Source organism: Leucobacter sp. G161, from assembly GCF_001482305.1.
Classification (GTDB): domain Bacteria; phylum Actinomycetota; class Actinomycetes; order Actinomycetales; family Microbacteriaceae; genus Leucobacter.
Window position 1 is genome coordinate 119,361 of record NZ_LOHP01000084.1, and the last position, 21,061, is coordinate 140,421.

At 64.5% G+C, this 21,061-nt stretch carries 30 protein-coding genes; 25 read left to right on the forward strand and 5 right to left on the reverse strand.

Translation table 11 applies throughout. The annotated features are described in order from the left end of the window. The first annotated feature begins 2 nt into the window (after positions 1-2). From rpsC to map, 16 genes are all read left to right on the forward strand, one after another. The gene (gene rpsC / locus AUL38_RS14945; RefSeq protein WP_042544411.1) at positions 3-761 is read left to right on the forward strand and encodes a 30S ribosomal protein S3; all 759 of its coding nucleotides are present in this window, start codon (positions 3-5) and stop codon (positions 759-761) included. A 2-nt stretch (positions 762-763) separates the two neighbouring features. Beyond that, a complete protein-coding gene (gene rplP, locus AUL38_RS14950) occupies positions 764-1,183 on the forward strand; it encodes a 50S ribosomal protein L16 (RefSeq protein WP_017793373.1) in 420 nt (139 codons plus the stop codon). Next, positions 1,183-1,500: a 50S ribosomal protein L29 gene (rpmC, locus tag AUL38_RS17815; protein ID WP_059063302.1), complete on the forward strand. Its 318-nt coding sequence runs from the start codon at positions 1,183-1,185 to the stop codon at positions 1,498-1,500. The genes rplP and rpmC overlap by 1 nt, the downstream gene beginning before the upstream one ends. 2 nt (positions 1,501-1,502) lie before the next feature. Further along, complete coding sequence (rpsQ, locus tag AUL38_RS14960) at positions 1,503-1,775, forward strand: 30S ribosomal protein S17 (protein WP_059063304.1); 273 nt, start codon at positions 1,503-1,505, stop codon at positions 1,773-1,775. Between the two features lie 30 nt (positions 1,776-1,805). Continuing rightward, complete coding sequence (gene rplN, locus AUL38_RS14965) at positions 1,806-2,174, forward strand: 50S ribosomal protein L14 (RefSeq protein WP_059063306.1); 369 nt, start codon at positions 1,806-1,808, stop codon at positions 2,172-2,174. 4 nt (positions 2,175-2,178) lie between these two features. After that, entirely contained in the window at positions 2,179-2,541 is a 363-nt protein-coding gene (rplX, locus tag AUL38_RS14970) for a 50S ribosomal protein L24 (protein WP_059063308.1), read from the forward strand. Next, on the forward strand, positions 2,541-3,119 hold the full coding sequence (gene rplE / locus AUL38_RS14975) for a 50S ribosomal protein L5 (protein WP_059063311.1): 579 nt from the start codon (positions 2,541-2,543) through the stop codon (positions 3,117-3,119). The genes rplX and rplE overlap by 1 nt, the downstream gene beginning before the upstream one ends. Before the next feature lie 111 nt (positions 3,120-3,230). Further along, positions 3,231-3,629 carry a 30S ribosomal protein S8 gene (gene rpsH / locus AUL38_RS14980; RefSeq protein ID WP_059063313.1) on the forward strand — a complete coding sequence of 133 codons (399 nt, stop codon included), beginning with the start codon at positions 3,231-3,233 and terminating at the stop codon, positions 3,627-3,629. A 6-nt stretch (positions 3,630-3,635) separates the two neighbouring features. Continuing rightward, positions 3,636-4,172 (forward strand): 50S ribosomal protein L6, encoded by a 537-nt coding sequence (rplF, locus tag AUL38_RS14985; protein ID WP_059063315.1) that lies wholly within the window; start codon positions 3,636-3,638, stop codon positions 4,170-4,172. 2 nt (positions 4,173-4,174) lie between these two features. Beyond that, entirely contained in the window at positions 4,175-4,549 is a 375-nt protein-coding gene (gene rplR, locus AUL38_RS14990; protein ID WP_042544402.1) for a 50S ribosomal protein L18, read from the forward strand. Next, complete coding sequence (gene rpsE / locus AUL38_RS14995) at positions 4,546-5,256, forward strand: 30S ribosomal protein S5 (RefSeq protein ID WP_059063317.1); 711 nt, start codon at positions 4,546-4,548, stop codon at positions 5,254-5,256. The genes rplR and rpsE overlap by 4 nt, the downstream gene beginning before the upstream one ends. Then, on the forward strand, positions 5,256-5,444 hold the full coding sequence (gene rpmD / locus AUL38_RS15000; protein ID WP_059063319.1) for a 50S ribosomal protein L30: 189 nt from the start codon (positions 5,256-5,258) through the stop codon (positions 5,442-5,444). Before rpsE ends, rpmD begins: the two co-directional genes overlap by 1 nt. After that, the gene (gene rplO, locus AUL38_RS15005; RefSeq protein ID WP_059063321.1) at positions 5,441-5,902 is read left to right on the forward strand and encodes a 50S ribosomal protein L15; all 462 of its coding nucleotides are present in this window, start codon (positions 5,441-5,443) and stop codon (positions 5,900-5,902) included. The genes rpmD and rplO overlap by 4 nt, the downstream gene beginning before the upstream one ends. Before the next feature lie 148 nt (positions 5,903-6,050). Continuing rightward, complete coding sequence (gene secY / locus AUL38_RS15010) at positions 6,051-7,376, forward strand: preprotein translocase subunit SecY (protein WP_059063324.1); 1,326 nt, start codon at positions 6,051-6,053, stop codon at positions 7,374-7,376. Continuing rightward, entirely contained in the window at positions 7,373-7,951 is a 579-nt protein-coding gene (locus AUL38_RS15015) for an adenylate kinase (protein ID WP_059063326.1), read from the forward strand. Before secY ends, AUL38_RS15015 begins: the two co-directional genes overlap by 4 nt. 60 nt (positions 7,952-8,011) lie before the next feature. Continuing rightward, a complete protein-coding gene (map, locus tag AUL38_RS15020; RefSeq protein WP_201023760.1) occupies positions 8,012-8,794 on the forward strand; it encodes a type I methionyl aminopeptidase in 783 nt (260 codons plus the stop codon). Positions 8,795-8,809: 15 nt separating this feature from the next. Here map and AUL38_RS17615 read toward each other — a convergent pair whose 3' ends face one another. Then, on the reverse strand, positions 8,810-9,445 hold the full coding sequence (locus tag AUL38_RS17615; protein WP_059063330.1) for a CGNR zinc finger domain-containing protein: 636 nt from the start codon (positions 9,443-9,445) through the stop codon (positions 8,810-8,812). An 89-nt stretch (positions 9,446-9,534) separates the two neighbouring features. Here AUL38_RS17615 and AUL38_RS15030 point away from each other — a divergent pair, with 89 nt between their 5' ends. Beyond that, the gene (locus AUL38_RS15030) at positions 9,535-11,127 is read left to right on the forward strand and encodes an FAD-dependent monooxygenase (protein ID WP_059063332.1); all 1,593 of its coding nucleotides are present in this window, start codon (positions 9,535-9,537) and stop codon (positions 11,125-11,127) included. A gap of 95 nt (positions 11,128-11,222) precedes the next feature. Here AUL38_RS15030 and AUL38_RS15035 read toward each other — a convergent pair whose 3' ends face one another. Beyond that, the gene (locus AUL38_RS15035) at positions 11,223-12,035 is read right to left on the reverse strand and encodes a hypothetical protein (protein ID WP_059063335.1); all 813 of its coding nucleotides are present in this window, start codon (positions 12,033-12,035) and stop codon (positions 11,223-11,225) included. Then, positions 12,032-12,523, reverse strand: a complete 492-nt coding sequence (locus AUL38_RS15040; protein WP_059063337.1) for a hypothetical protein — start codon at positions 12,521-12,523, stop codon at positions 12,032-12,034. Before AUL38_RS15040 ends, AUL38_RS15035 begins: the two co-directional genes overlap by 4 nt. 97 nt (positions 12,524-12,620) lie before the next feature. Between AUL38_RS15040 and AUL38_RS15045 the strand changes: the two genes are divergently transcribed. Next, entirely contained in the window at positions 12,621-13,700 is a 1,080-nt protein-coding gene (locus AUL38_RS15045; RefSeq protein ID WP_059063339.1) for a GNAT family N-acetyltransferase, read from the forward strand. Positions 13,701-13,708: 8 nt separating this feature from the next. Here the strand turns inward: AUL38_RS15045 and soxR are convergent, their stop codons facing one another. Continuing rightward, on the reverse strand, positions 13,709-14,188 hold the full coding sequence (gene soxR, locus AUL38_RS15050; RefSeq protein ID WP_059063341.1) for a redox-sensitive transcriptional activator SoxR: 480 nt from the start codon (positions 14,186-14,188) through the stop codon (positions 13,709-13,711). Between the two features lie 51 nt (positions 14,189-14,239). Between soxR and AUL38_RS15055 the strand changes: the two genes are divergently transcribed. The 7 genes from AUL38_RS15055 to rplQ all read left to right on the forward strand — a co-directional run bounded on the left by AUL38_RS15055 (position 14,240) and on the right by rplQ (position 18,896). Beyond that, positions 14,240-15,682: an MFS transporter gene (locus tag AUL38_RS15055; RefSeq protein WP_201023761.1), complete on the forward strand. Its 1,443-nt coding sequence runs from the start codon at positions 14,240-14,242 to the stop codon at positions 15,680-15,682. Between the two features lie 161 nt (positions 15,683-15,843). Then, positions 15,844-16,065 carry a translation initiation factor IF-1 gene (gene infA, locus AUL38_RS15060; RefSeq protein ID WP_059063343.1) on the forward strand — a complete coding sequence of 74 codons (222 nt, stop codon included), beginning with the start codon at positions 15,844-15,846 and terminating at the stop codon, positions 16,063-16,065. A gap of 82 nt (positions 16,066-16,147) precedes the next feature. Continuing rightward, positions 16,148-16,264 (forward strand): 50S ribosomal protein L36, encoded by a 117-nt coding sequence (gene rpmJ, locus AUL38_RS15065; RefSeq protein WP_005050492.1) that lies wholly within the window; start codon positions 16,148-16,150, stop codon positions 16,262-16,264. A gap of 152 nt (positions 16,265-16,416) precedes the next feature. Next, entirely contained in the window at positions 16,417-16,785 is a 369-nt protein-coding gene (rpsM, locus tag AUL38_RS15070; protein ID WP_059063344.1) for a 30S ribosomal protein S13, read from the forward strand. A 48-nt stretch (positions 16,786-16,833) separates the two neighbouring features. Then, positions 16,834-17,232, forward strand: coding sequence for a 30S ribosomal protein S11 (gene rpsK, locus AUL38_RS15075; RefSeq protein WP_042544393.1), 399 nt, complete (start codon positions 16,834-16,836; stop codon positions 17,230-17,232). Between the two features lie 126 nt (positions 17,233-17,358). After that, on the forward strand, positions 17,359-18,345 hold the full coding sequence (locus AUL38_RS15080; protein WP_042544392.1) for a DNA-directed RNA polymerase subunit alpha: 987 nt from the start codon (positions 17,359-17,361) through the stop codon (positions 18,343-18,345). A gap of 44 nt (positions 18,346-18,389) precedes the next feature. After that, a complete protein-coding gene (gene rplQ, locus AUL38_RS15085) occupies positions 18,390-18,896 on the forward strand; it encodes a 50S ribosomal protein L17 (protein ID WP_059063346.1) in 507 nt (168 codons plus the stop codon). Positions 18,897-19,078: 182 nt separating this feature from the next. On the opposite strand, the gene AUL38_RS15090 is transcribed toward rplQ, so the two are convergent. Next, positions 19,079-20,974, reverse strand: a complete 1,896-nt coding sequence (locus AUL38_RS15090) for an acyltransferase family protein (RefSeq protein WP_235590749.1) — start codon at positions 20,972-20,974, stop codon at positions 19,079-19,081. Positions 20,975-21,061 lie beyond the last annotated feature (87 nt).

The following is a 21,061-nucleotide window of genomic DNA, read 5'->3' on the forward strand; positions in this document are numbered from 1 at the left end:
GAATGGGCCAGAAGATTCATCCCTACGGCTTCCGCCTCGGGATTACCACCGACCACGTGTCGCGTTGGTTCTCGGACTCGACGAAGAAGGGCCAGCGTTACGCTGACTACCTCGCCGAGGACATCAAGATCCGCCAGCACCTGCAGGTCCAGCTGGACCGCGCCGGTGTCTCGCGTGTCGAGATCGAGCGCACCCGTGACCGTGTCCGCGTGGACATCCACACGGCTCGCCCCGGCATCGTAATCGGCCGCCGTGGAGCAGAGGCAGAGCGTATTCGCGCTGACCTCGAGAAGCTCACCGGCAAGCAGATCCAGCTGAACATCCTCGAGGTCAAGAACCCCGAGGCTGACGCTCAGCTCGTCGCACAGGGCATCGCCGAGCAGCTCGCTGCTCGTGTGGCGTTCCGTCGCGCGATGCGCAAGGGTCTCCAGGGTGCACAGCGCGCTGGCGCCAAGGGTGTCCGTATCCAGGTCTCAGGCCGTCTTGGCGGCGCCGAGATGAGCCGTTCGGAGTTCTACCGCGAGGGTCGCGTGCCGCTGCACACCCTTCGTGCGAACATCGACTACGGCTTCTATGAGGCAAAGACCACCTTCGGCCGTATCGGCGTGAAGGTCTGGATCTACAAGGGCGACCTCACGAACAAGGAACTTGCTCGTGAGCAGGCCAACCAGAAGCCGTCACGCGAGCGCGGCGATCGCCGCCGTGCGCCCCGTGGCGCGCAGGCTGAGGCTGCACCCGCTGCAGCAGGAGCGGAGAAGTAACCATGCTGATTCCCCGTCGAGTCAAGTACCGCAAGCAGCATCACCCCGGCCGTAGCGGCCAGGCAAAGGGTGGAACCAAGGTCTCGTTTGGCGAGTTTGGTATCCAGGCCCTGACGCCCGCTTACGTGACGAACCGTCAGATCGAGTCCGCTCGTATCGCGATGACCCGTCACATCAAGCGTGGCGGCAAGGTGTGGATCAACATCTACCCCGACCGTCCGCTCACGAAGAAGCCCGCTGAAACCCGCATGGGTTCCGGTAAGGGCTCGCCCGAGTGGTGGGTTGCGAATGTCAAGCCGGGCCGCGTCCTCTTTGAGGTCGCCGGTGTCGATGAGGAGCTTGCGCGTGAGGCACTGACCCGTGCAATTCACAAGCTGCCCCTCAAGGCCCGCATTATTAAGCGCGAGGAGGGCGACGCGTAATGGCGATCGGAACCAAGGAACTGGCTGTCACGGAGCTTGACAGCTTCGAAAACGAGCGTCTCGCGGAGGAGCTGAAGAAGGCCAAGGCCGAGCTCTTCAACCTGCGTTTCCAGTCGGCCACCGGCCAGCTTGAGAACCACGGGCGTGTACGTCAGGTGAAGCGCGACATTGCTCGCATTTACACCGTGCTCCGTGAGCGCGAGCTCGGTATTCGGGTCACCCCCGCTGCCGAGCCAGTCAAGAAGGCTTCTGCAAAGAAGTCGACCACTAAGAAGACCGAGCAGGCGGATGCCGCCGCTGAGACGAAGGAGGCCTAGGAATGGCTGAGGTCGAGAAGGAACAGCGGCCGTATCGCAAGGCGCGCCGTGGCTATGTAGTCAGCGACAAGATGGATAAGACCGTCGTTGTCGAGGTCGAGGATCGCGTAAAGCACCCGCTCTACGGCAAGGTCATGCGTCGCTCATCGAAGGTGAAGGCCCACGACGAGCAGAACACCGCCGGTATCGGCGATCTCGTTCTCATCCACGAGACCCGTCCGCTGAGCGCTACCAAGCGCTGGCGCCTGGTCGAGATCCTCGAGAAGGCGAAGTAAGCCTCGGCTTACTGACTGAAGGAGTAGCAAGTGATTCAGCAGGAATCCCGACTCAAGGTTGCCGATAACACCGGCGCCAAGGAGTTGCTTACAATCCGTGTCCTCGGGGGCTCAGGGCGTCGCTATGCAGGTCTCGGCGACACCATCGTCGCGACCGTCAAGGACGCAATCCCCGGCGGCAACGTCAAGAAGGGTGAGGTCGTCAAGGCCGTCATCGTTCGCACACGCAAGTCGACCCGTCGCGTTGACGGTTCGTACATCAGCTTCGACGAGAACGCCGCCGTCATCCTGAAGGCAGACGGGGAGCCTCGCGGCACCCGTATCTTCGGACCGGTCGGTCGTGAGCTTCGCGATAAGAAGTTCATGAAGATCGTCTCGCTCGCACCGGAGGTGATCTAGTCCTATGGCTGCAAAGATCAAGAAGGGTGACCTCGTAGAGGTTATCTCGGGCCCGACCCAGGAGCGCGGTGGATACCGTGGCAAGCAGGGACGCGTCCTCGATGTTCTCACTGAGACCGACCGTCTGGTCGTCGAAGGTGTGAACTACGTCACCAAGCACGTCCGCGTCGGCCAGTCCGACCGCGGTACGAAGGAGGGTGGCATCGAGACCGTCGAGGCCCCCATCCACGTGTCGAACGTTGCCATCGTTGACCCCTCGACCAAGAAGCCGACTCGCGTTGGCTTCCGCGTCGAAGAGGTTGAGAAAGACGGCAAGAAGAAGACGGTTCGCGTGCGTTACGCGAAGTCGTCCGGGAAGGACCTCTAATGTCTGAAGCTGCTGTAGCGGCTGGCAAAATCCAGCCCCGCCTGAAGCAGAAGTACCGTGGCGAGATCGTCCCGGCACTCCGCGAAGAGTTCTCCTACGCAAACGTTATGCAGGTTCCCGGTCTCGTGAAGATCGTTGTGAACACCGGCGTTGGCGAGGCGGCTCGCGACAGCAAGGTGATCGAGGGCGCAATTGCTGACCTCGTGAAGATCACCGGCCAGAAGCCGAAGGTCACCCTGGCCCGCAAGTCGATCGCGCAGTTCAAGCTGCGTGAGGGACAGGCCATTGGCGCACACGTCACGCTTCGTGGCGACCGTGCCTGGGAATTCCTTGATCGTCTCGTCACCCTCGCACTGCCCCGTATCCGCGATTTCCGCGGACTTTCGGACAAGCAGTTCGACGGTTCTGGCAACTACACGTTCGGTTTGACCGAGCAGAGTGTGTTCCACGAGATCGATCAGGATAAGATTGACCGCGTGCGTGGTTTTGACATCACCATTGTCACCACCGCAAAGACTGACGACGAGGGTCGTGCGCTGCTTCGTGCGCTCGGCTTCCCGTTCCAGGCCAACAACTAAATAGTCCAAGCGGATAGGGTGCCCGGGAGACCGGGCACCCCGTTCGCGTGTCACCCAGGTCGCGTCCCGTGTAACGGGGCGTGAAACCAGGCGAGAAAGAAAGAGTCAATCATGACGATGACTGATCCGGTAGCAGACATGCTTACCCGGTTGCGCAACGCAAATAGCGCACATCATGACGACGTTTCGCTCCCCGGCTCAAAGCTGAAGGAGCGGATCGCCGAGATCCTCAAGCGCGAGGGCTACATCAGCGACTGGAAGGTCGAGGCGGCGCGAGTCGGCACGACCCTCACCATGACGCTGAAGTACGGTCCGAACCGTGAGGTTTCGATCGAGGGCCTCAAGCGCGTCTCGAAGCCGGGCCTCCGCGTATACGCAGGCTCGACTGAGATCCCGAGCGTGCTCGGCGGCCTCGGCATTGCGATCCTGTCCACCTCCTCAGGTCTTCTCACTGACCGCGAGGCTGAGCAGAAGGGCGTGGGCGGAGAAGTTCTCGCCTACGTGTGGTAATTCGCTATGTCACGTATTGGAAAGCTTCCCATCGCCGTTCCCGGCGGTGTTGATGTCAAGGTCGATGGCCAGCAGGTCACGGTCAAGGGTTCGAAGGGCGAGCTGAAGCTCGTCGTTGCTGAGCCCATTCGCGTCGCAGTTGAGGACGGCCAGATTCTGGTTTCGCGCCCCAACGACGAGCGTGAATCACGAGCGCTGCACGGGCTTACCCGCACGCTCATCTACAACAACGTCATTGGTGTGACCGAGGGCTACAAGAAGTCGCTCGAGGTCGTTGGTACCGGTTACCGTGTGCAGCAGAAGGGCCAGGGCCTTGAGCTCCAGCTCGGCTTCTCGCACCCGGTCAACTTCGACGCTCCCGAGGGCATTCAGCTCGCGGTCGAGGGTTCCACCAAGATCACCGTCAGCGGCATCTCCAAGCAGGCAGTTGGCGAAGCCGCAGCGAACATTCGCAAGCTGAAGAAGCCGGAGCCCTACAAGGGCAAGGGCATTCGTTACGCTGACGAGGTTGTTCGCCGCAAGGCTGGAAAGGCTGGTAAGTAACCATGGCCGCTAACATCACCCGTGCAAAGGGTCGTTCGGCTGCGCGCGTTCGCCGCCACGCCCGCCTGCGCAAGAAGATTGTCGGCACCGAGATGCGCCCGCGTCTCGCTGTCACCCGTTCGGCACGCCACGTATTCGTTCAGGTTATCGACGACTCGAAGGGCCATACGCTGGCCTCAGCGTCGACGATGGAAGCTGATCTTCGTGCGTTCGACGGCGACAAGACCGCCAAGGCCCGCAAGGTCGGCGAGCTTGTAGCTGAGCGTGCCAAGAGCGCTGGCGTCGAAGCGGTCGTGTTCGACCGTGGCGGCAGCAAGTACGCCGGCCGTGTCGCTGCGATCGCCGATGGCGCTCGCGAGGGAGGGCTGACGCTGTGAGCAACGAAAATAAGGAGCAGGAAGTGGCTGCTGAAGCACAGACCGAGGCTCCGGCCGCAGAGGTGCAGAACAGTGATCACCGCAACGAGCCCCGTGAGCAGCGTCGTGGTAGCCGCGACCGCGGCACCCGTGGCGAGCGTGGTGGCCGTGGGGAGCGTGCTGAAAGCCAGTTCCTCGAGCGTGTTGTCACCATCAACCGCGTGTCAAAGGTCGTCAAGGGCGGCCGTCGCTTCAGCTTCACCGCGCTCGTCGTGGTTGGCGATGGCAACGGCACCGTAGGCGTCGGCTACGGGAAGGCGAAGGAAGTTCCCCTCGCAATCTCGAAGGGCGTCGAGGAGGCAAAGAAGAACTTCTTCCGCGTCCCCCGCGTCGGTAGCACGATCCCGCACCCGGTGCAGGGCGAGGCCGCAGCTGGCGTCGTACTGCTCCGTCCGGCTGCAGCAGGTACCGGTGTTATCGCCGGTGGCCCGGTGCGCGCCGTACTCGAGTGCGCTGGCATCCACGACGTACTGAGCAAGTCGCTCGGCTCGTCGAACACCCTGAACATCGTGCATGCGACCGTTGAGGCACTGCGTCAGCTCGAGGAGCCCCGCTCCGTCGCTGCTCGTCGTGGTCTCGACTTCGACCGCGTCGCTCCGGCTCGCCTCGTGCGCGCTGAAGCGAAGGCCGCGGCCGACGCTGCCTCGAAGGCAAAGGCAGGTGCGTAATGGCTAAGAGCCTGAAGATTACGCAGACGAAGTCCGTGATCAGTGAGAAGCAGAACCAGCGCGACACGCTGCGCAGCCTCGGTCTCCGCAAGATCGGCCAGTCGGTCGTTCGCGAGGACACTCAGGCCAACCGCGGCTACGTCCGTGCGGTTGCTCACCTGGTCCAGGTTGAGGAGATCGACGAATGAGCGAGAACAACGAAGAGCGCGGTCCCGTGCTGAAGGCACACCACCTTCGCCCGGCTCCCGGCTCGAAGACTGCGAAGACCCGCGTGGGTCGCGGTGAGGCGTCCAAGGGTAAGACCGCTGGTCGCGGCACCAAGGGCACCAAGGCGCGCTACCAGGTGCGTGCAGGCTTCGAAGGTGGCCAGATGCCGCTGCACATGCGTACGCCTAAGCTGCGCGGGTTCAAGAACCCGTTCAAGACGGAGTACCAGGTGGTGAACGTCGCGAAGCTCGAGGAGCTGTACCCGAAGGGTGGCGAGGTCACTATCGAGGACCTCGTCGCAAAGGGCGCCGTACGCAAGAACCAGCCCGTTAAGGTGCTGGGCAACGGTGACCTTCAGGTCAAGCTCTCCGTTCAGGTGGACAAGGTCTCGAGCTCAGCTGAGCAGAAGATTGTCGCCGCAGGCGGAGAAGTGAAGTAACATTCGAGTTTTGCTTGAATGATGGGGGTGTGGGGAGCCGCAGGTTTCCCACACCCCTTATTTCGTATTCCAGACAGCGTGGCCCGTGTAGTCTGGTCTAGTTGCTCCTCGCCGGAAACGTCCGGCGAACTATCCAGGAGGCTAAGTTTTGTTCAGCGCTATTGGACGGATCTTCCGTACCCCCGACCTCCGTCGGAAGATCGTTTTTACGCTTGGAATTGTTGCACTCTTCCGCTTGGGGTCGTTTATCCCGACCCCGTTCGTGGACTTCAACAACGTCCAGGCCTGTCTCGCCGTCAACGCGAACACGGGGACCGCCGGGTTGTACGACATGGTCAACCTCTTCAGCGGTGGCGCCCTCCTGCAGCTTTCGATCTTCGCCCTTGGCATCATGCCGTACATTACGGCGTCGATCATCACCCAGCTTCTTCGCGTGGTGATTCCGCACTTTGAGACTCTCCACAAGGAGGGCCAGGCGGGCCAGGCGAAGCTCACTCAGTACACTCGCTACCTGACGATTGCGCTTGCGGTACTCCAGGCAACGACGCTCATTACCGTTGCGCGCTCAGGTCAGCTCTTCGGCAGCCTCGCGAACCAGGCCTGCCAGAACCTTGTCGCCCAGGAATGGTGGGCGATCCTCATCATGATCATCACGATGACCGCCGGTACCGGCCTCATCATGTGGTTCGGTGAGCTCATCACCGAGCGTGGCGTCGGCAACGGCATGTCGCTGCTTATCTTCACCTCCATCGCAGCTACCTTCCCGAGCGGTCTCTGGGTCATCAAGGAGCAGCGTGGCTGGGAAGTCTTCTTCTTCGTCATTCTCGTCGGCATTATCGTCATTGGCGCGGTTGTGTTCGTCGAGCAGTCGCAGCGCCGTATCCCGGTGCAGTACGCGAAGCGTGTTGTCGGGCGCCGCACCTACGGTGGCTCGAGCACCTACATCCCGATCAAGGTGAATATGGCGGGTGTGATCCCCGTGATCTTCGCTTCGGCGATCCTGTACCTCCCGATGCTGCTCGCGCAGTTCAACCAGCCCAAGGCTGGCGAAGAGCCCGCGGCATGGGTGGTATGGGTCCAGAACAACCTCGTGTACGGCGACCAGCCACTGTACATGCTCGTGTTCTTCCTGCTGGTCATCGGCTTTACCTTCTTCTACGTGCAGATCACCTTCAACCCTGAAGAGGTCGCGGACAACATGAAGAAGTACTCGGGCTTCGTGCCTGGCATTCGTGCCGGCCGCCCGACTGCCGAGTACCTGAACTACGTGCTGACGCGTATCACCAGCGCCGGCTCGCTCTACCTCGGAACCATTGCACTGCTGCCACTTGTGGCGCTCTCATTCTTCGGCGCAAACGAGAACTTCCCGTTCGGCGGCGCGTCGATCCTCATTATTGTCGGCGTTGGCCTTGAAACGGTGAAGCAGATCGACGCACAGCTGCAGCAGCGCCACTACGAAGGACTTCTCAAGTGACAGTAACCAGGCTTCTCATCATCGGCCCTCCCGGCGCAGGGAAGGGCACGCAGGCGGCAAAGATTGCCGAGACCTACGAGATCCCAGCGATTTCGACAGGCGACATCTTCCGGGCGAACATCAAGGGCGGCACGGAGCTTGGGCAGCGCGTCCAGGCAATCATCGAGTCGGGCGAGCTTGTTCCTGACACGCTCACGAACGAGATCGTGCAGGATCGGCTGCTGCAGGAGGACGCCGCGGCTGGTTTCCTCCTCGATGGCTACCCGCGCAACGTGGAGCAGGTCGAGGCGCTCGACGGGATGCTCGAGGGCGATTCCCTCGACGCTGTTGTCCTGCTGGAAGCAGACACCGACGAGGTAGTCGCCCGCTTGCTCAAGCGTGCCGAGACCGAGGGTCGTGCAGACGACACTGAAGACGTCATCCGGCACCGCCAGGACGTGTACGCACAGCAGACCGAGCCGCTCATTGAGCTGTTCACGAAGCGCGGCATCTTGGTGAGCGTAGACGGGCTCGGCGGCATCGATGAGGTCGCCGATCGTATCTCGAGCGCACTCAGCGCACAGCTGGGACGCTAAGTGTCACGTCGCGGTTTCCTGCGTCGGTCGATTTACAAGTCGCCTGCGCAACTTCGACTGATGGTCGAGCCTGGCCTCGCTGCGGTGGACGCGCTTGCTGCAATGCGGGCTGCGGTCGGCCCTGGCGTCACCACGCTCGAGCTCGACGCGCTCGCTGAGGCTGCGATTCGAGCTCGTGGTGGCGAACCGAACTTCATGCTCGAGCCGGGCTACAGGCACACGATCTGCGCGAACGTGAACGCGGATGTCGTGCATGCGATCCCGACTGACCGTCCTCTCGAGCCGGGCGACGTCGTGTCGCTTGACGTGGGCGCGGTCATCGGTGGCTGGCACAGTGACGCCGCGTTTACCGCGGTGATCCCTGATCCGTCGCGACCCGAGCTCACCGAGGCGAACGAGAAGCTCTCGCACGTTACCGAGCAGGCGATGTGGCAGGGGATCGCGCGGCTTGCCCGTGCGAAGCACCTCAACGAGGTTGGCGAGTCCGTGCAGGGCTACGTGCGCAAGCACAGTGACTTTGGGGTGCTCGAGGATTACATCGGTCACGGCATCGGCCGGAGCATGCACGAGGATCCTCCGGTGTTCAACGTTCCCGTGCAGCGTCGCGGCCCCGAGGTGAAGCCAGGCCTCGTCGTCGCGATCGAACCGATCATCTCGGCCGGAACGATCGACACTGTCGTGCAGGATGATGACTGGACCGTGACCATTGCTGATGGCTCAATGAGCGCGCAGTGGGAGCACAGCGTTGCCGTGCACGCCGAAGGAATTTGGGTGCTCACCGCGGCGGACGGGGGAGCGGCAGGTCTCGCTCAGTTCGGGATCACACCCGTTCCGATTCCGTAACCTCGTATCGTCTGCTCAGGCCGCCGGTCCCGCTTCGGGGCTGGCGGCTTTTGCGTGCCGTCGAGCTTCGCCGTTGGCTGTGTTGCTTGCCCGGCGGTGCGCCGCGACCCGGGTACGCGTCGCGCACGGGGTCGAACAGAACCGCTGCGGTGCGCGCCGGCCCTCGTCGACGAAGACGTTGGTGCACGTCTCCGCGGCGCACACGCCCCATGCGCAGCGGCCGCGCTCGGCGAGCCACTCTGCGAGAGCGAATGCGGTAACCGCACGATACACCGCTGCGGCAGTCTCGGCTGCGGCTATCCGGGGGCGCAAGGCCCACCGCCCATTTTCCAGCTGCGTCAGCTCCGTGCCGCGCGGACCCTCTGCCGTGCCGACCATCGCGCCCGGGCTATCGGACGAGGCCATGAGCAGGTTGAGCGCGGTCGCGGCAAGTGTGTTGTCGGTGATCGCGAACACCGCACGAATCTCGGCGACAGCCCGCGCGAGGTCTGCGGAGTCGACCCTGCGTGCGCCGAGTTCGGTGTCACCGTGCGCGCTGGCGAGGCCAGCCCACTCGACTGCGGGGTGAGCTGCGTTGGCGAGCGCGACGGCAAAATGGAGCCCGCGCGGGCGTTCGGTGTTGGCCGCCTGTCGCGGCTGTGGGGGGCTCACCGCGGGTTCGCAGTTGCCGACGGGCGAGATTTCGTGCGCACGACTCTAGTGTAACGACAAAACACGAAAAAAGCGTTACGATAGTCTCAATGACTACAGTTGCAGACGCCCAGATTGACGTTCTCATCGTTGGGGCGGGCCCGGTGGGGCTGACGCTTGCCTCCCTGCTGCGCCGCGAGAAGCTGAGCGTCCGCGTCCTTGAGGCGCACCCCGGAACATCGATGCACCCGAAGGCGCGCGGAATTTCCGCGCGTTCGATGGAGACGTTCCGGTCGCTCGGACTCGAGGAAGCGGTACGCGCGGCTTCGCTCCCGGGTGAGCACGTGAGATTCTTCCGGGGCGCAAACCTATTGGACCCAAATGCCGAACTCGGTCCACCCCTGTCGGGCGCCGACACCCCGCACACGCCGGCCCCTGGCGCGCTGTGCTCGCAAGACCGGCTTGAACCGGTACTGCTTGCGGCCGCAACCGCCGCGGGGGCAGATGTGCGCTTCGGGCAGCGTGTCACGTCGCTGACGCCGGGGCCGAACGGCGTCACAGTGCGTGCGCATCCGCGCTCGTCGCCGACCGCGCAGAGTGAGCAGTCGCACCGCGCGGCGTATGTAGTGGGCTGCGATGGGGCGCGGAGTCTTGTGCGCGAAGCAATTGGGATCGGCCTTGCCGGTGAAACCGAGCTTGCGAGGTTTCTGTCCGTGCGTTTCAGCGCGCCGCTCGGGCAAGCAATGCGCGGGCGCGAGGCGACCTCGTACTTCATTGGGGGTGGAAAAGGCGGCTTTCTCGCCGTCGATAACGACACCGAATGGGTCTATCAGTACCCGGTCGGTGCCGGAGTGGATGTCGGTGCCTTGTGTGCCGACGACGGGACCATAACGGAGCTGATTCGTGACGCCGTGGGGGATCCCGAACTGCGCCTGGAGATCCGCGACACTATGGTGTGGCACATGGACGCCAGAATCGCAGACACCTACCGCGCGGGGCGGGTGCTGCTCGCCGGCGATGCGGCGCACCAGACACCGCCAACAGGCGGGCACGGTATGAACGTCGGTATCGGTGACGCGGAGACACTCGCGTGGCAACTCGGCGCGGTGGTGCGCGGCGAAGCGAGCACGGCGCTGCTCGACCGCTATACGGCCGAGCGTCGTCCGGTCGGGGCCGCTGTGATCGAGGTATCGCTCGGGAACAGCACACGTGCGTACGGGATCGATGACGAGCTACTGCTCGGCACCGGTTACCCGCCGTCAAGGCCGCTTGCTCCGGGGGCTTACTCGGCCTCGGCGGAGCTCGGCAGGCGACTGCCGCACGCGTGGCTCGAAGGTCGGGATGCCTCCTCGCTCGACGGGGCCGCTGGTCAGTTTCGCGTGGTCACGGGAGGTGCGGACGCGGAATGGATCGCGGCAGTCGCGGCAGCGCCGGTGGCGCTCCCCGTTGGTTATGTCGCGCTCGAGCTTGCTGCGGGCGGCGAGGGTGCTGGGGAGTTCGCGGGCGCTGGGGCTGCGGTGCTTTCCCAGCTTGGCGCGGGCGATGCCCTGCTTGTGCGCCCCGACGGCCACGTTGCCGCCCACTTTCCCGGTGCGGGTGACGTTGGCCGAGCCTCGAACGTGCTTGGCGTTGCCGCGAAGGGTGCCTGGCTCGCGGCTGCGCTCTCGGAATGCCTTGCGGGTCCGGTTTCGCGCGACGCCTAGGCGGCCACGCGTCAGCGAGCGGTGGGCATAGTGCTCTGGGGGCACGCGCGCTGGATCGGCAGGTGTCGGGTGGGGACGGCGGACAGTACGCCCGGCTATGCGAACACGGGAAGCGTCGGCCCCAGCGCCCGGAGCTGCTCCCAGCTGTGCAGAAAGCGTGCGCGCAGGGTGGCTGGCGGCCAGTCGCTTGGTCTGAACTCGCCCGGCAGGAGCGGATCCACGCTCAACGCCCTGTCGAGCCCCTCGGCGAGCAACAGCGCCGCGGCGGTCACGGCAACCGGGTCAGAGGCGCGGGGGATCTCAGTACCAGCGAGTACGTTCGCGAGCGGCTCGTAGGCCGCGAGGGTTTCGCCCGCAGGCCACAGCAGCTCGACGATTGCCGTTGTGCTGTGGCGACCTGGCAGCACGAGGTCGGGCGTCGCGGCGGAGATGAGCCAGCGGTCGACCACCCCGGGCGGGAGATAGTCGAGCAGCCCCTCCCGCAGATTGTGCGGGGTGGCATACAGGCCCGATGCGATTGGTGCCGCACCCAACGCGGTCAGCCCGGCCCTGAGCGCGTCGCGTTCGGGCCTCGCGGACTCCGGAACCGAGAAGGCGTAGAGTCGCCAGTTGCCGTCCCAGGGGTGCGCGCCCGCGTCTTGCGCGAACGCGAAGTCGATGAGGCGCGACTCGGAGCGGCTGCGGCGCAGCGCATCGCTGCTGCGAATGATCCGCCCGGCGCGCCCGCGCCCCTCCTGAACGAGCTCGCCAGCGGCAGCCATGCGGCGGATCGCGAGCCGCACTGTTTGCTCGGGGACCCCGAGTGCGAGACCAACGTCGTAGACGGCTGCGAGGTCGGCGACACCGGTTTCATCGAAGCTGCCCTCGATGATGGTGCGCGCCGAGACGGTGATGGGCAACGCGCTCATGCTGTGCCCTCCCAGGGGTAGCCGTGCTTGGTGAAGGCGCGCTCGATCGCGACGCCGCCGCCCTCGACGTCGTCGTTGAAAAGGATGCGGCCCTCGACCGACTCGATACGCAGTTTTCCGCCCTTGCGATACACGCCGCCGACCTGCGCGCGCGTGACAATGCGGGCGTCATCGCCCTCGCGGATGCGGATCTGGGTGTCGCTGATCGTGAGTTCGGCTGCCTCGTAGGTGATGAAGAATGCGATGACGAGCCCAATGAGGGCAAGTACAGCCGGTCTGCCGATGACCATGAGTGGCGCATCGAATGAGCCGAGAAACTTCAGCGCGTCGATGTAGGGGATCGGCCAGGTCGCGATGCGCTGCAGTAGCCACGGGAGTGCGAACCCAAGACCTGCGCCTGCGGCGCCAAGGGTGAGCCAGACGAGTGCCTTGGTGCCGCCGGTCATGCGCAGCACCGTTTCGCTGGTGGGCTGCTGGGGTGTATCCACATCGCTCCTTCGGGGTAACTATCGAACTTGACACGATCGTATCATGGGCAATAGGTTTGCTTCCCCCGGCGCGAATCGGCGGGAGAAGGAGTAGCTCATGAGTGACGGCCCCGCCCTGTCGGATCGGATCATCCCGCCCGCGGCGCTCCCGCCGCTGCCAGAACTCGCCGGCGACGTCCCGCTGCGCTGGCGTCCACTGCGCCGCAGTGACGCGCGCCGACTGCACGGCCTGCAGGCGGCGGCCGGCGAACTGGACCACCCCGCTGATGCTGGAAGCGTTGCCGCGGTGCGCCACGAGTTGCGCGCGCCACGCTTCGACCCCCAACGTGACGGGGTGATTGGGCTCGGGCCAAGCGGCAAGGCGCTTGCCGCGGGCTACGCGAGCCTCGGGGAGGAGCCGGAGTCGGCAACGCCTGGCGGCGTGCCGCAGCACCTCGAAGTGGCGTTGTCCGGGGTTGTGCACCCCGACCTACGGGGGCGAGGCGTCGGTCGCCAGCTGCTCGCCTGGCAGGAGGCCCGCGGGCTTCAGCTCCTCGCGACCTCGCGGAGCATGTTGCCTGGGCTGCTCGCGGTGCACAGCCGTACCGCCTGTGTGGCAGCCACCGCGCTCTACGTGAGCGCCGGGTTTGGGCTGGAGCGCTCATGGGCGTCGCTTGCGCGGCAGGTCGAACCGGACCTCCCCGAGCGCGAGTTGCCGGCGGGGATACGCCTTGTGTCGTTTCGCCTCGGGCATAGCGAGGCGGTGCGGATCGCATTGAACGAAGCCTTTCGGGACCACTGGGGCTTTGCCCCGATTGGTCGTACGGAGTGGCGCAGGCAGAGCGCGGTCGGCGGGTTCGCTCCGCGCCTCTCGGTTCTCGCCGTCGAGGGCGGTGGCGCCACGCACGAGCCGCTTCGCGTCGCTGCGTTCGCGCTCACGGAGCTGCACCAGAGCGAGTGGAAATTGCGTGGCGAGCGCTTTGGGTACCTGGCGACGATCGGCGTGGTCAGCCGGTGGCGTGGCACGGGGCTGTCGACCGCCGTGATTGCTCGGGCACTGCGCGCGTATCGGCGCAGGGGGTTGGCGAGCGCAGTGCTCGACGTTGATGCCGCGAACCCGAGCGGTGCCCTTGCGATGTACGAGCGGCTGGGCTTCCGTGAGCGTGACCGGACGGCGACGTACGCGAAACGCCACTGAGTGATCGCTCAGCGAGCGGGCGGCGTGAGGTCAGTGAAGTCGTCGTCCAGACGTACCGCGCCGACTCCCTGGCTCGCGAGCACGTCTCCGGGGTTCAGGGCATTGCAGTTATTGAGGGACAGGCAGCCGCAGCCGATGCAGGCCGAAAGCTCTGCCTGCAGTGCGTCGAGCCGCCGTCGCCGTTCGTCGAGGAGGTCAGCCCAGCGCTGGGATATCCGAGTCCAGTCTCGCTTCGAGGGCATCCGGTCGGGAGGGAGCTTGGCGAAGACATCCGCCACCTCGGTGAGGGGGATCCCGAGCCGCTTGGCGTAGCTGATGATTGACAGCCGCCTGAGCACGTGGCGCGGATAGCGTCGCTGGTTACCCGCAGTGCGGGTCGAGGTGATGAGGCCCTCTTGCTCATAGAAGCGGACCGCCGACGTTGCGATGCCGACGCGCTCGGCGACCTCGCCAATGGTGAGCAGGTCAGTTGGGGTCTTGCGTTCCATGGTTCACACCTCGCTTGACTTCAAGTGCACTTGAAGTTTTAGTCTAGCCGAGTGACTTCTTCTAGCCCAGACACCAATTCGATCCCGATCTCTGTCCCCGCCGCGATCCCGTCGCCCGACCGGCTCATGTCGCGTGAGCATCTTGCTACCGTCGCGGTGCTGGCGGGCGGCACCGTGCTCTACGCGATGAATCTCTATTTCACCGCAGCGCTGCTGCCGTCGATTGTCGCGGACATCGGTGGCGCGCACCTCTTCGCCTGGGTGGCTACGGGGTTCCTCGTCGCGGCGGTGGTCTCCTCCATGCTCGTCGCCCGAGTAATTGCGGGCTTGGGTGCCCGAGGAGCGTACCTCCTGGGGTTTGGAACGTTTGCCGTCGGGCCGTTCGCCGCTGCGTTGAGCAGTGGCATGGAACTCTTTGTTGCGAGCCGCGTGCTGCAGGGCTTGGGCGGCGGATTGCTCGCGGGCCTCGGTTTCGCTGTCATACGCTCCGCGCTGCCCCGGAGTCTGTGGCTCAAAGCCTCGGCACTGGTTTCGGCGATGTGGGGGATCGGCGCGCTGGTCGGACCGAGCCTGGGTGGGATCTTCGCGGAGCTGCAGGCCTGGCGCTGGGCGTACGGCGCGCTTGCGGCAATCGCACTACTCCTCGGTGCGGCGACGCTCTCTGCGCTGCCACGCAGGGCTGCGCACCGGACCGCAGTCGAGCCGCTCCCGTATGTGTCGCTTCTTGCCCTCGTGCTCGCAGCTGCGAGCTTCAGCCTGGCACCGGTTCTCGCCCCAGCGGGCCACGATGCCACTGCAATCATTGTGGGGATCCTGCTCGTGATGCTGTTCCTGCTCGCGGAAGCGAAGGGGCGCAACACCGTGTTGCCGCGGATGACATTTGAGCGGGGCAACCCGCTCAAGTGGGTGTACCTTCTCCTCGCTGGGCTGTGCGCGGGCGTGATGGTCGAGACCTATGTTCCGCTCTTTGGTCAGGAGCTTGGAGGGCTCTCCCCGGTCTGGGCTGGATTCTTGGGCGCCGCTCTGTCGCTCGGCTGGACGGGCTCGCAGTTGGTGAGTGTGAAGTTTGGCCCGCGGATGTCGAAGGCGGTCATGGTGATCTCGCCGCTCGTCCTTGCAGCGGGACTCTTGAGCTATGGGCTGCTCCAGCAGCCGGGAGCAAGTCTAGAAAGGGTGGCCCTCTGGGCTGTTGCGCTCATTCTTGCCGGGACGGCGATCGGCGCAGCGTTCCCGCACCTGAGTGTGCGCGCGATGGGCGCGACCGATGACCAGGCCGAGGGGGAGAAGGCTGCTGCGGCCCTCAGTACCACGCAGCTGATCGCCTATGCCCTCGTCTCAGCGCTACTGGGGGTGTTCGCCTCGGGCGCTGGCGGAGAGCCACTGATGATGGCTGAGCGGATCTCGACTGGCCTCGCCGTCATCACGGGCGCAGCGGTGGTGCCTGGGGTGATGCTGCTTCTCTCCGCTCGGCGGAAGCGACGCGCCAGGGCTTGACGAAATGCCGTGCGCCGTGGATCATGCAGGCTGTAAGGTAGACAATGCGGGCTTTCCGGGATAGGATTGCTCGTTGGTGCTTTGTGCCTGTTTTTGCGTTCGCGAAACCAGGGGGAAAGCATTCGCAAGACCGGTGAATCAACACGAGCGACAGTGAGGCTATGGCGAAGAAAGACGGCGTCATCGAGATCGAGGGCCAGGTGGCTGAAGCGCTCCCGAACGCACAGTTCCGGGTAGAGCTTACAAACGGCCATAAGGTGCTCGCACATATCTCGGGCAAAATGCGTCAGCATTACATCCGCATCCTTCCAGGGGACCGCGTGATCGTGGAACTGACCCCGTACGATCTGACCCGCGGTCGCATCGTCTACCGCTACAAGTAGACCTGCGCTCACGTCCACCGGAAAGTAACGGCTCACGGCATCCCGTGGGTACGAGGACAGCGAACCCGCTAAAGGAATAACAATGAAGGTCAACCCCAGCGTCAAGCCCATCTGCGATCACTGCAAGGTGATCCGCCGCCACGGCCGCGTCATGGTGATCTGCAAGAGCAACCCGCGTCACAAGCAGCGCCAGGGCTAATACCCTGACCTGCGGCTCGCAGATCAACGTTTTACAACTGAAATCGCGCATCGAAGAACCTTCCGCATCACGCCGGAGGGGGACACCTTGGGTCGGAGGCCTGATCCCACGATGCGCACCACACCTCCACTAATCCGCAAGGAGAGCCAGACATGGCACGTATTGCAGGCGTAGACATCCCGCGCGAAAAGCGCGTAGAGATCGCGCTCACCTACATCTATGGCGTTGGACGCACGAGCGCGCTGAAGACGCTCGAGGCGACCGGCATCGACGGGAACACCCGTGTTCGCGAACTGACCGACGAGCAGCTCGTTCAGCTCCGCGACCACGTTGAGGGCAACTTCAAGGTAGAGGGTGACCTCCGCCGCGAGGTCCAGGCTGACATCCGCCGCAAGGTTGAGATCGGCAGCTACCAGGGAATTCGCCACCGCCGGGGCATGCCTGTGCATGGTCAGCGCACCAAGACGAACGCTCGTACCCGCAAGGGCCCGAAGCGCACCGTCGCCGGTAAGAAGAAGTAACACCGGTTCACACCGACCATTCACACATAGCTTTCAGGAGAACACTCAATGGCTGCACCCAAGTCGGCAGCGCGCAAGCCGCGTCGCAAAGACAAGAAGAACATCGCAGTGGGCCACGCCCACATCAAGTCGACCTTCAATAACACGATCATCTCTATCACCGACACCACCGGTGCTGTGCTCACCTGGGCATCGTCGGGTGGCGTTGGCTTCAAGGGCTCGCGTAAGTCGACCCCGTTCGCCGCGCAGCTCGCTGCCGAGTCTGTTGCCCGCAAGGCGCAGGAGCACGGCATGAAGAAGGTTGACGTCTTCGTGAAGGGCCCCGGCTCGGGCCGCGAGACCGCGATCCGCTCGCTTCAGGCCGCTGGCCTCGAGGTTGGCTCGATCAACGACGTCACCCCGCAGACCCACAACGGCTGCCGCCCGCCCAAGCGCCGCCGCGTCTAAGCGCCTCTGTCGCGCCGGCTTCGGCCGGCGCGACACCGGCTCGTCCGCTAGACGAGCTGGGTACGTTCCCATCACCCTCTTTACCGCAGAGTCATATAGCGGACTCCAGCGAAAGGAACTCATACAGTGCTCATTGCACAGCGCCCCACTCTGACCGAAGATTCAATCTCCGAGTACCGCTCACGTTTCACGATCGAGCCCCTCGAGCCTGGCTTTGGTTACACGCTTGGTAACTCACTTCGTCGTACGCTGCTCTCCTCGATTCCCGGAGCCGCTGTCACCAGCGTCCGCTTCGAGGGCGTGGCTCACGAGTTCACGACGATCCCCGGTGTCACAGAAGACGTCACCGAGATCATCCTGAACATCAAGGGCCTCGTTGTATCGAGCGAGCACGACGAGCCGATCACCGCGTACCTTCGTAAGACCGGGGCAGGCGAAGTCACCGCTGCCGACATCTCAGCGCCTGCTGGCGTCGAGGTGCACAACCCCGAGCTGGTCATCGCGACCCTTGGCGACGACGCACAGTTCGAGCTTGAGCTCACCATTGAGCGCGGCCGTGGCTACGTTTCTGCAGCGCAGAACCGTAACGACGACGCAGAGGTTGGCCGTATCCCGGTCGACTCGATCTACTCGCCCGTGCTCAAGGTGACCTACCGTGTCGAGGCAACTCGTGCCGGTGAGCGCACTGACTTCGACCGCCTTGTGGTCGACGTCGAGTCGAAGCCCGCAATCAGCCCCCGCGACGCAATCGCGTCGGCTGGCTCGACCCTGGTCGAGCTGTTCGGGCTGGCACGCGAGCTGAACACTGCCGCTGAGGGCGTCGAGATCGGCCCCGCGCCGGTTGAGGTTGTTGCCGAGGGCGAGCTTTCGATCCCGATCGAAGACCTCGACCTTTCGGTGCGCAGCTACAACTGCCTCAAGCGTGAGGGCATCAACTCCGTGAGCGAGCTTGTTGCGCTCTCGGAGGCACAGCTCATGAACATTCGTAACTTCGGTCAGAAGTCCGTCTTCGAGGTGCGCGACAAGCTTGCCGAGATGGGCCTCTCGCTCAAGGACGCGGTTCCCGGTTTCGACGGGGCCAACTTCTACAGCTACGAAGACGACGTTAACTAACGATCCGGCTCTTTAGCTGATCGAACACACACAGGAGTACACACATGCCTAAGCCCACCAAGGGCGCCCGCCTCGGAGGCGGTCCCGCTCACGAGCGCCTGATGCTCAACCAGCTGGCTTCGCAGCTCTTCGAGCACAAGCGCATCCAGACCACCGAGACGAAGGCGAAGCGCCTGCAGCCCCTCGCAGAGCGTCTCGTGACGTTCGCGAAGCGCGGCGACCTGCACTCGCGTCGTCGCGTGATGCGTCGCGTTCTCGACAAGTCGGTTGTCCACGAGCTCTTCACCGAGATCGCGCCGCTTGTCGAGGATCGCGAGGGTGGTTACACCCGTATCGTGAAGACCGGCTACCGTAAGGGCGACCGCGCCCCCATGGCAGTGATCGAGCTCGTTCTCGAGCCCGTTCAGCCGAAGGTCAAGGCTCAGAAGGCCGCTCCGGCTGAGCCCAAGGCTGAGGTCGTCGAGGAGACCGAAGTTGTCGAGGAGACCGTAGAGGTCGCCGAGACCGAGGCTCCCGCCGAGGAAGCAGCTGCCGAGGAGAAGGCCGAATAGGTCTCGCTCTCACGCGTTAACGAAAGCGCCCCGTGGTTTCTACCACGGGGCGCTTTCGTGTGTGCGGGACCGGGCGGTGTGCACCTGTGCGTCGGGTGGAGTAGCTGTGCCGGGGGTGTAGCTGTGCCTGGGCGTAGCTGCCCCCGGGGTGTAGCTGTGCCCGGTGTGCGCCGCGTCCGCTGCTAGCGGCGCGGCGTCGCCCAACCGGCGGACTCCCCGGGAGCCAGTAGCTCGTCGAGCGCGGTGCGGATCGATGCCGCATAGATCTCGCCGCCCTCCGGGCCGGGGTGAATGCCGTCCTCCGCGAGGAACTCCGGGGTGCCAGCGACAGCAGCGTCCCACCGTGCCAGGGTCACCCCGCGGTGCTCCGCTGCGAACGAGGTGAGTACGGTGTTCACCTCAGCGATCCAGTCGCGTTCTGCGTGCGCGTCGACGAGGACGAGCTGGCGAGCCCCGACAGCCTCCTTGAGGGCAGCGAGGGCCTCGACCTCGACTGGGCCGTTGGTGCCGAGCCCTACGACCACGACTTCGCGAAGCGTGCCCTGTGCGGCCATCCCGGCGACAATGTCGACACCGGCCCACACGCCACGTGACACGGCCGCATCCACCTCGATACCAGGGAAGGCCTCGGTGAGCTCTGGGTAGCTTGCGAGCATGACTGAGTCGCCGACCGCGGTGACGTCTCTGCCCTCGATGGTGATGAGCGGCGGGGCTTCCTCGGGGGAGGTCGGCTCTTCGTCCGAAGTGGTGCCTGCAGCTTCGTCGCCCGATACCGATCCGGCGCTTCGATCAGCCTCGAGCATCTCCTGGCCGCGCCGTATCGAGTCTTCAGACGAGGTTTGCGCGGGCGCGATGGCGACGGCGATCCCGGTGAGCGGGAAGGTGATGGCGAGGACCCCCGCGAGGGTGATCGAGATCTTCTTGCGCCGCGGCGTGTAGCTGCGCGGGCTAAACCAGCGAACGAGCGCGCCGCGCAGTCCCACCCGCCTAACCGGCTGCTCGACGAAGCGGTACGAGAGCGCCGCGAACGTGACGGTGAGCAGGAGCGTGACGACCGGGACGATCCAGCTCTTCCCGAGGCCGGCCCCTGTCGCGATGCTCGTCACGATGACGAGTAGCGGCCAGTGCCAGAGGTAGATGCCGTAGGAGCGCTCGCCGATCCACCGAAGGGGCGTGACATCCAGCCAGCGGCCGATGACGGCGCCCTCGCGCGTAATGGCCCAGACGATCGCCAGCGCAGCCAGCGTGGCGAGCTGGAAACCGCCGAGGAAGCTCTCGGGGGTTGCCTCACGGAGCGCGAATGCCAAAAAGCCGAGCACCGTGAACCCCGCGACTGCTACCGCGAGCGATGCCGCCTGCCCTGCACGCCCAAGGGCACGGTTGCCGCCCCGCGACAGCAGGACTGCCATTGCGGCGCCGAGGAAGAGACCGAAGCTGTGTGAGTCGGAGCCGAAGTAGATCCGCGTGGGATCGGCCTCGCCGTTGGCGAGCGCCGCCATGAGGAACGCGGACCCGAGACCGAGCGCTGCGAGAGGGATCGCCCAGGTGATGCGTGAACGCAGTTTGAATACGACCACCGCGATCAGCGGAAGGACGATGTAGAACTGCTCCTCAAGGGCGAGTGACCAGAAGTTGCGGAATAACTCAGGTGCATCGCGTGCAAAGTAGTCTGAACCGTTTGCGATGAACACCCAGTTGCTGACGAAGAGGAGCGCTCCGGCGATCTGTTGCGCAACCCCGACCAACAGATCGCGGCTCGCGGCGAGGGCGAGCGAAGTGCTCACGAGAACGACGAGAGCGACCGCCGGCAGCAACCTGCGAGCACGACGTTGCCAGAAGGCCAGCAGGTCGATGCGTCCGGTCTTTTCAAGCTCGCGCAGCAACAGCGAGGTGATGAGGAAACCGCTCATCACGAAGAAGACGTCGACGCCGAGGAACCCGCCGGGCAGTGCGCTCGGGAAGAGGTGGTAGACCAAGACCATTCCGACCGCGATCGCGCGAAGGCCGTCGAGACCACCAAAGCGAGCGCCGCGAGCCGTCACCGGTGCCCCTGTGGGGAGCAGCGGGCGAACAGACACCCAAAGATGCTACCCCGGAACCTTGAGTGCTGCCCTGCATTGGGGTGGTGATCGGGACGACCGGTACCCCGTCGAAAATATCTGGCA

Bases quoted from the DNA above. Each gene is read 5' to 3' on its own strand.
- rpmJ (WP_005050492.1), top strand. From the start codon at position 16,148: ATGAAGGTCAACCCCAGCGTCAAGCCCATCTGCGATCACTGCAAGGTG.
- rplQ (WP_059063346.1), top strand. From the start codon at position 18,390: ATGCCTAAGCCCACCAAGGGCGCCCGCCTCGGAGGCGGTCCCGCTCAC.
- rpmD (WP_059063319.1), top strand. From the start codon at position 5,256: ATGGCTAAGAGCCTGAAGATTACGCAGACGAAGTCCGTGATCAGTGAG.
- AUL38_RS15030 (WP_059063332.1), top strand. From the start codon at position 9,535: ATGACTACAGTTGCAGACGCCCAGATTGACGTTCTCATCGTTGGGGCG.
- rplX (WP_059063308.1), top strand. From the start codon at position 2,179: ATGGCTGCAAAGATCAAGAAGGGTGACCTCGTAGAGGTTATCTCGGGC.
- rplP (WP_017793373.1), top strand. From the start codon at position 764: ATGCTGATTCCCCGTCGAGTCAAGTACCGCAAGCAGCATCACCCCGGC.
- AUL38_RS15045 (WP_059063339.1), top strand. From the start codon at position 12,621: ATGAGTGACGGCCCCGCCCTGTCGGATCGGATCATCCCGCCCGCGGCG.
- AUL38_RS15035 (WP_059063335.1), bottom strand. From the start codon at position 12,035: ATGAGCGCGTTGCCCATCACCGTCTCGGCGCGCACCATCATCGAGGGC.
- rpsQ (WP_059063304.1), top strand. From the start codon at position 1,503: ATGGCTGAGGTCGAGAAGGAACAGCGGCCGTATCGCAAGGCGCGCCGT.
- rpmC (WP_059063302.1), top strand. From the start codon at position 1,183: ATGGCGATCGGAACCAAGGAACTGGCTGTCACGGAGCTTGACAGCTTC.
- infA (WP_059063343.1), top strand. From the start codon at position 15,844: ATGGCGAAGAAAGACGGCGTCATCGAGATCGAGGGCCAGGTGGCTGAA.
- rpsM (WP_059063344.1), top strand. From the start codon at position 16,417: ATGGCACGTATTGCAGGCGTAGACATCCCGCGCGAAAAGCGCGTAGAG.
- rplF (WP_059063315.1), top strand. From the start codon at position 3,636: ATGTCACGTATTGGAAAGCTTCCCATCGCCGTTCCCGGCGGTGTTGAT.
- map (WP_201023760.1), top strand. From the start codon at position 8,012: ATGGTCGAGCCTGGCCTCGCTGCGGTGGACGCGCTTGCTGCAATGCGG.
- rplO (WP_059063321.1), top strand. From the start codon at position 5,441: ATGAGCGAGAACAACGAAGAGCGCGGTCCCGTGCTGAAGGCACACCAC.
- soxR (WP_059063341.1), bottom strand. From the start codon at position 14,188: ATGGAACGCAAGACCCCAACTGACCTGCTCACCATTGGCGAGGTCGCC.
- rpsK (WP_042544393.1), top strand. From the start codon at position 16,834: ATGGCTGCACCCAAGTCGGCAGCGCGCAAGCCGCGTCGCAAAGACAAG.
- rplR (WP_042544402.1), top strand. From the start codon at position 4,175: ATGGCCGCTAACATCACCCGTGCAAAGGGTCGTTCGGCTGCGCGCGTT.
- rplE (WP_059063311.1), top strand. From the start codon at position 2,541: ATGTCTGAAGCTGCTGTAGCGGCTGGCAAAATCCAGCCCCGCCTGAAG.
- rpsH (WP_059063313.1), top strand. From the start codon at position 3,231: ATGACGATGACTGATCCGGTAGCAGACATGCTTACCCGGTTGCGCAAC.
- rpsC (WP_042544411.1), top strand. From the start codon at position 3: ATGGGCCAGAAGATTCATCCCTACGGCTTCCGCCTCGGGATTACCACC.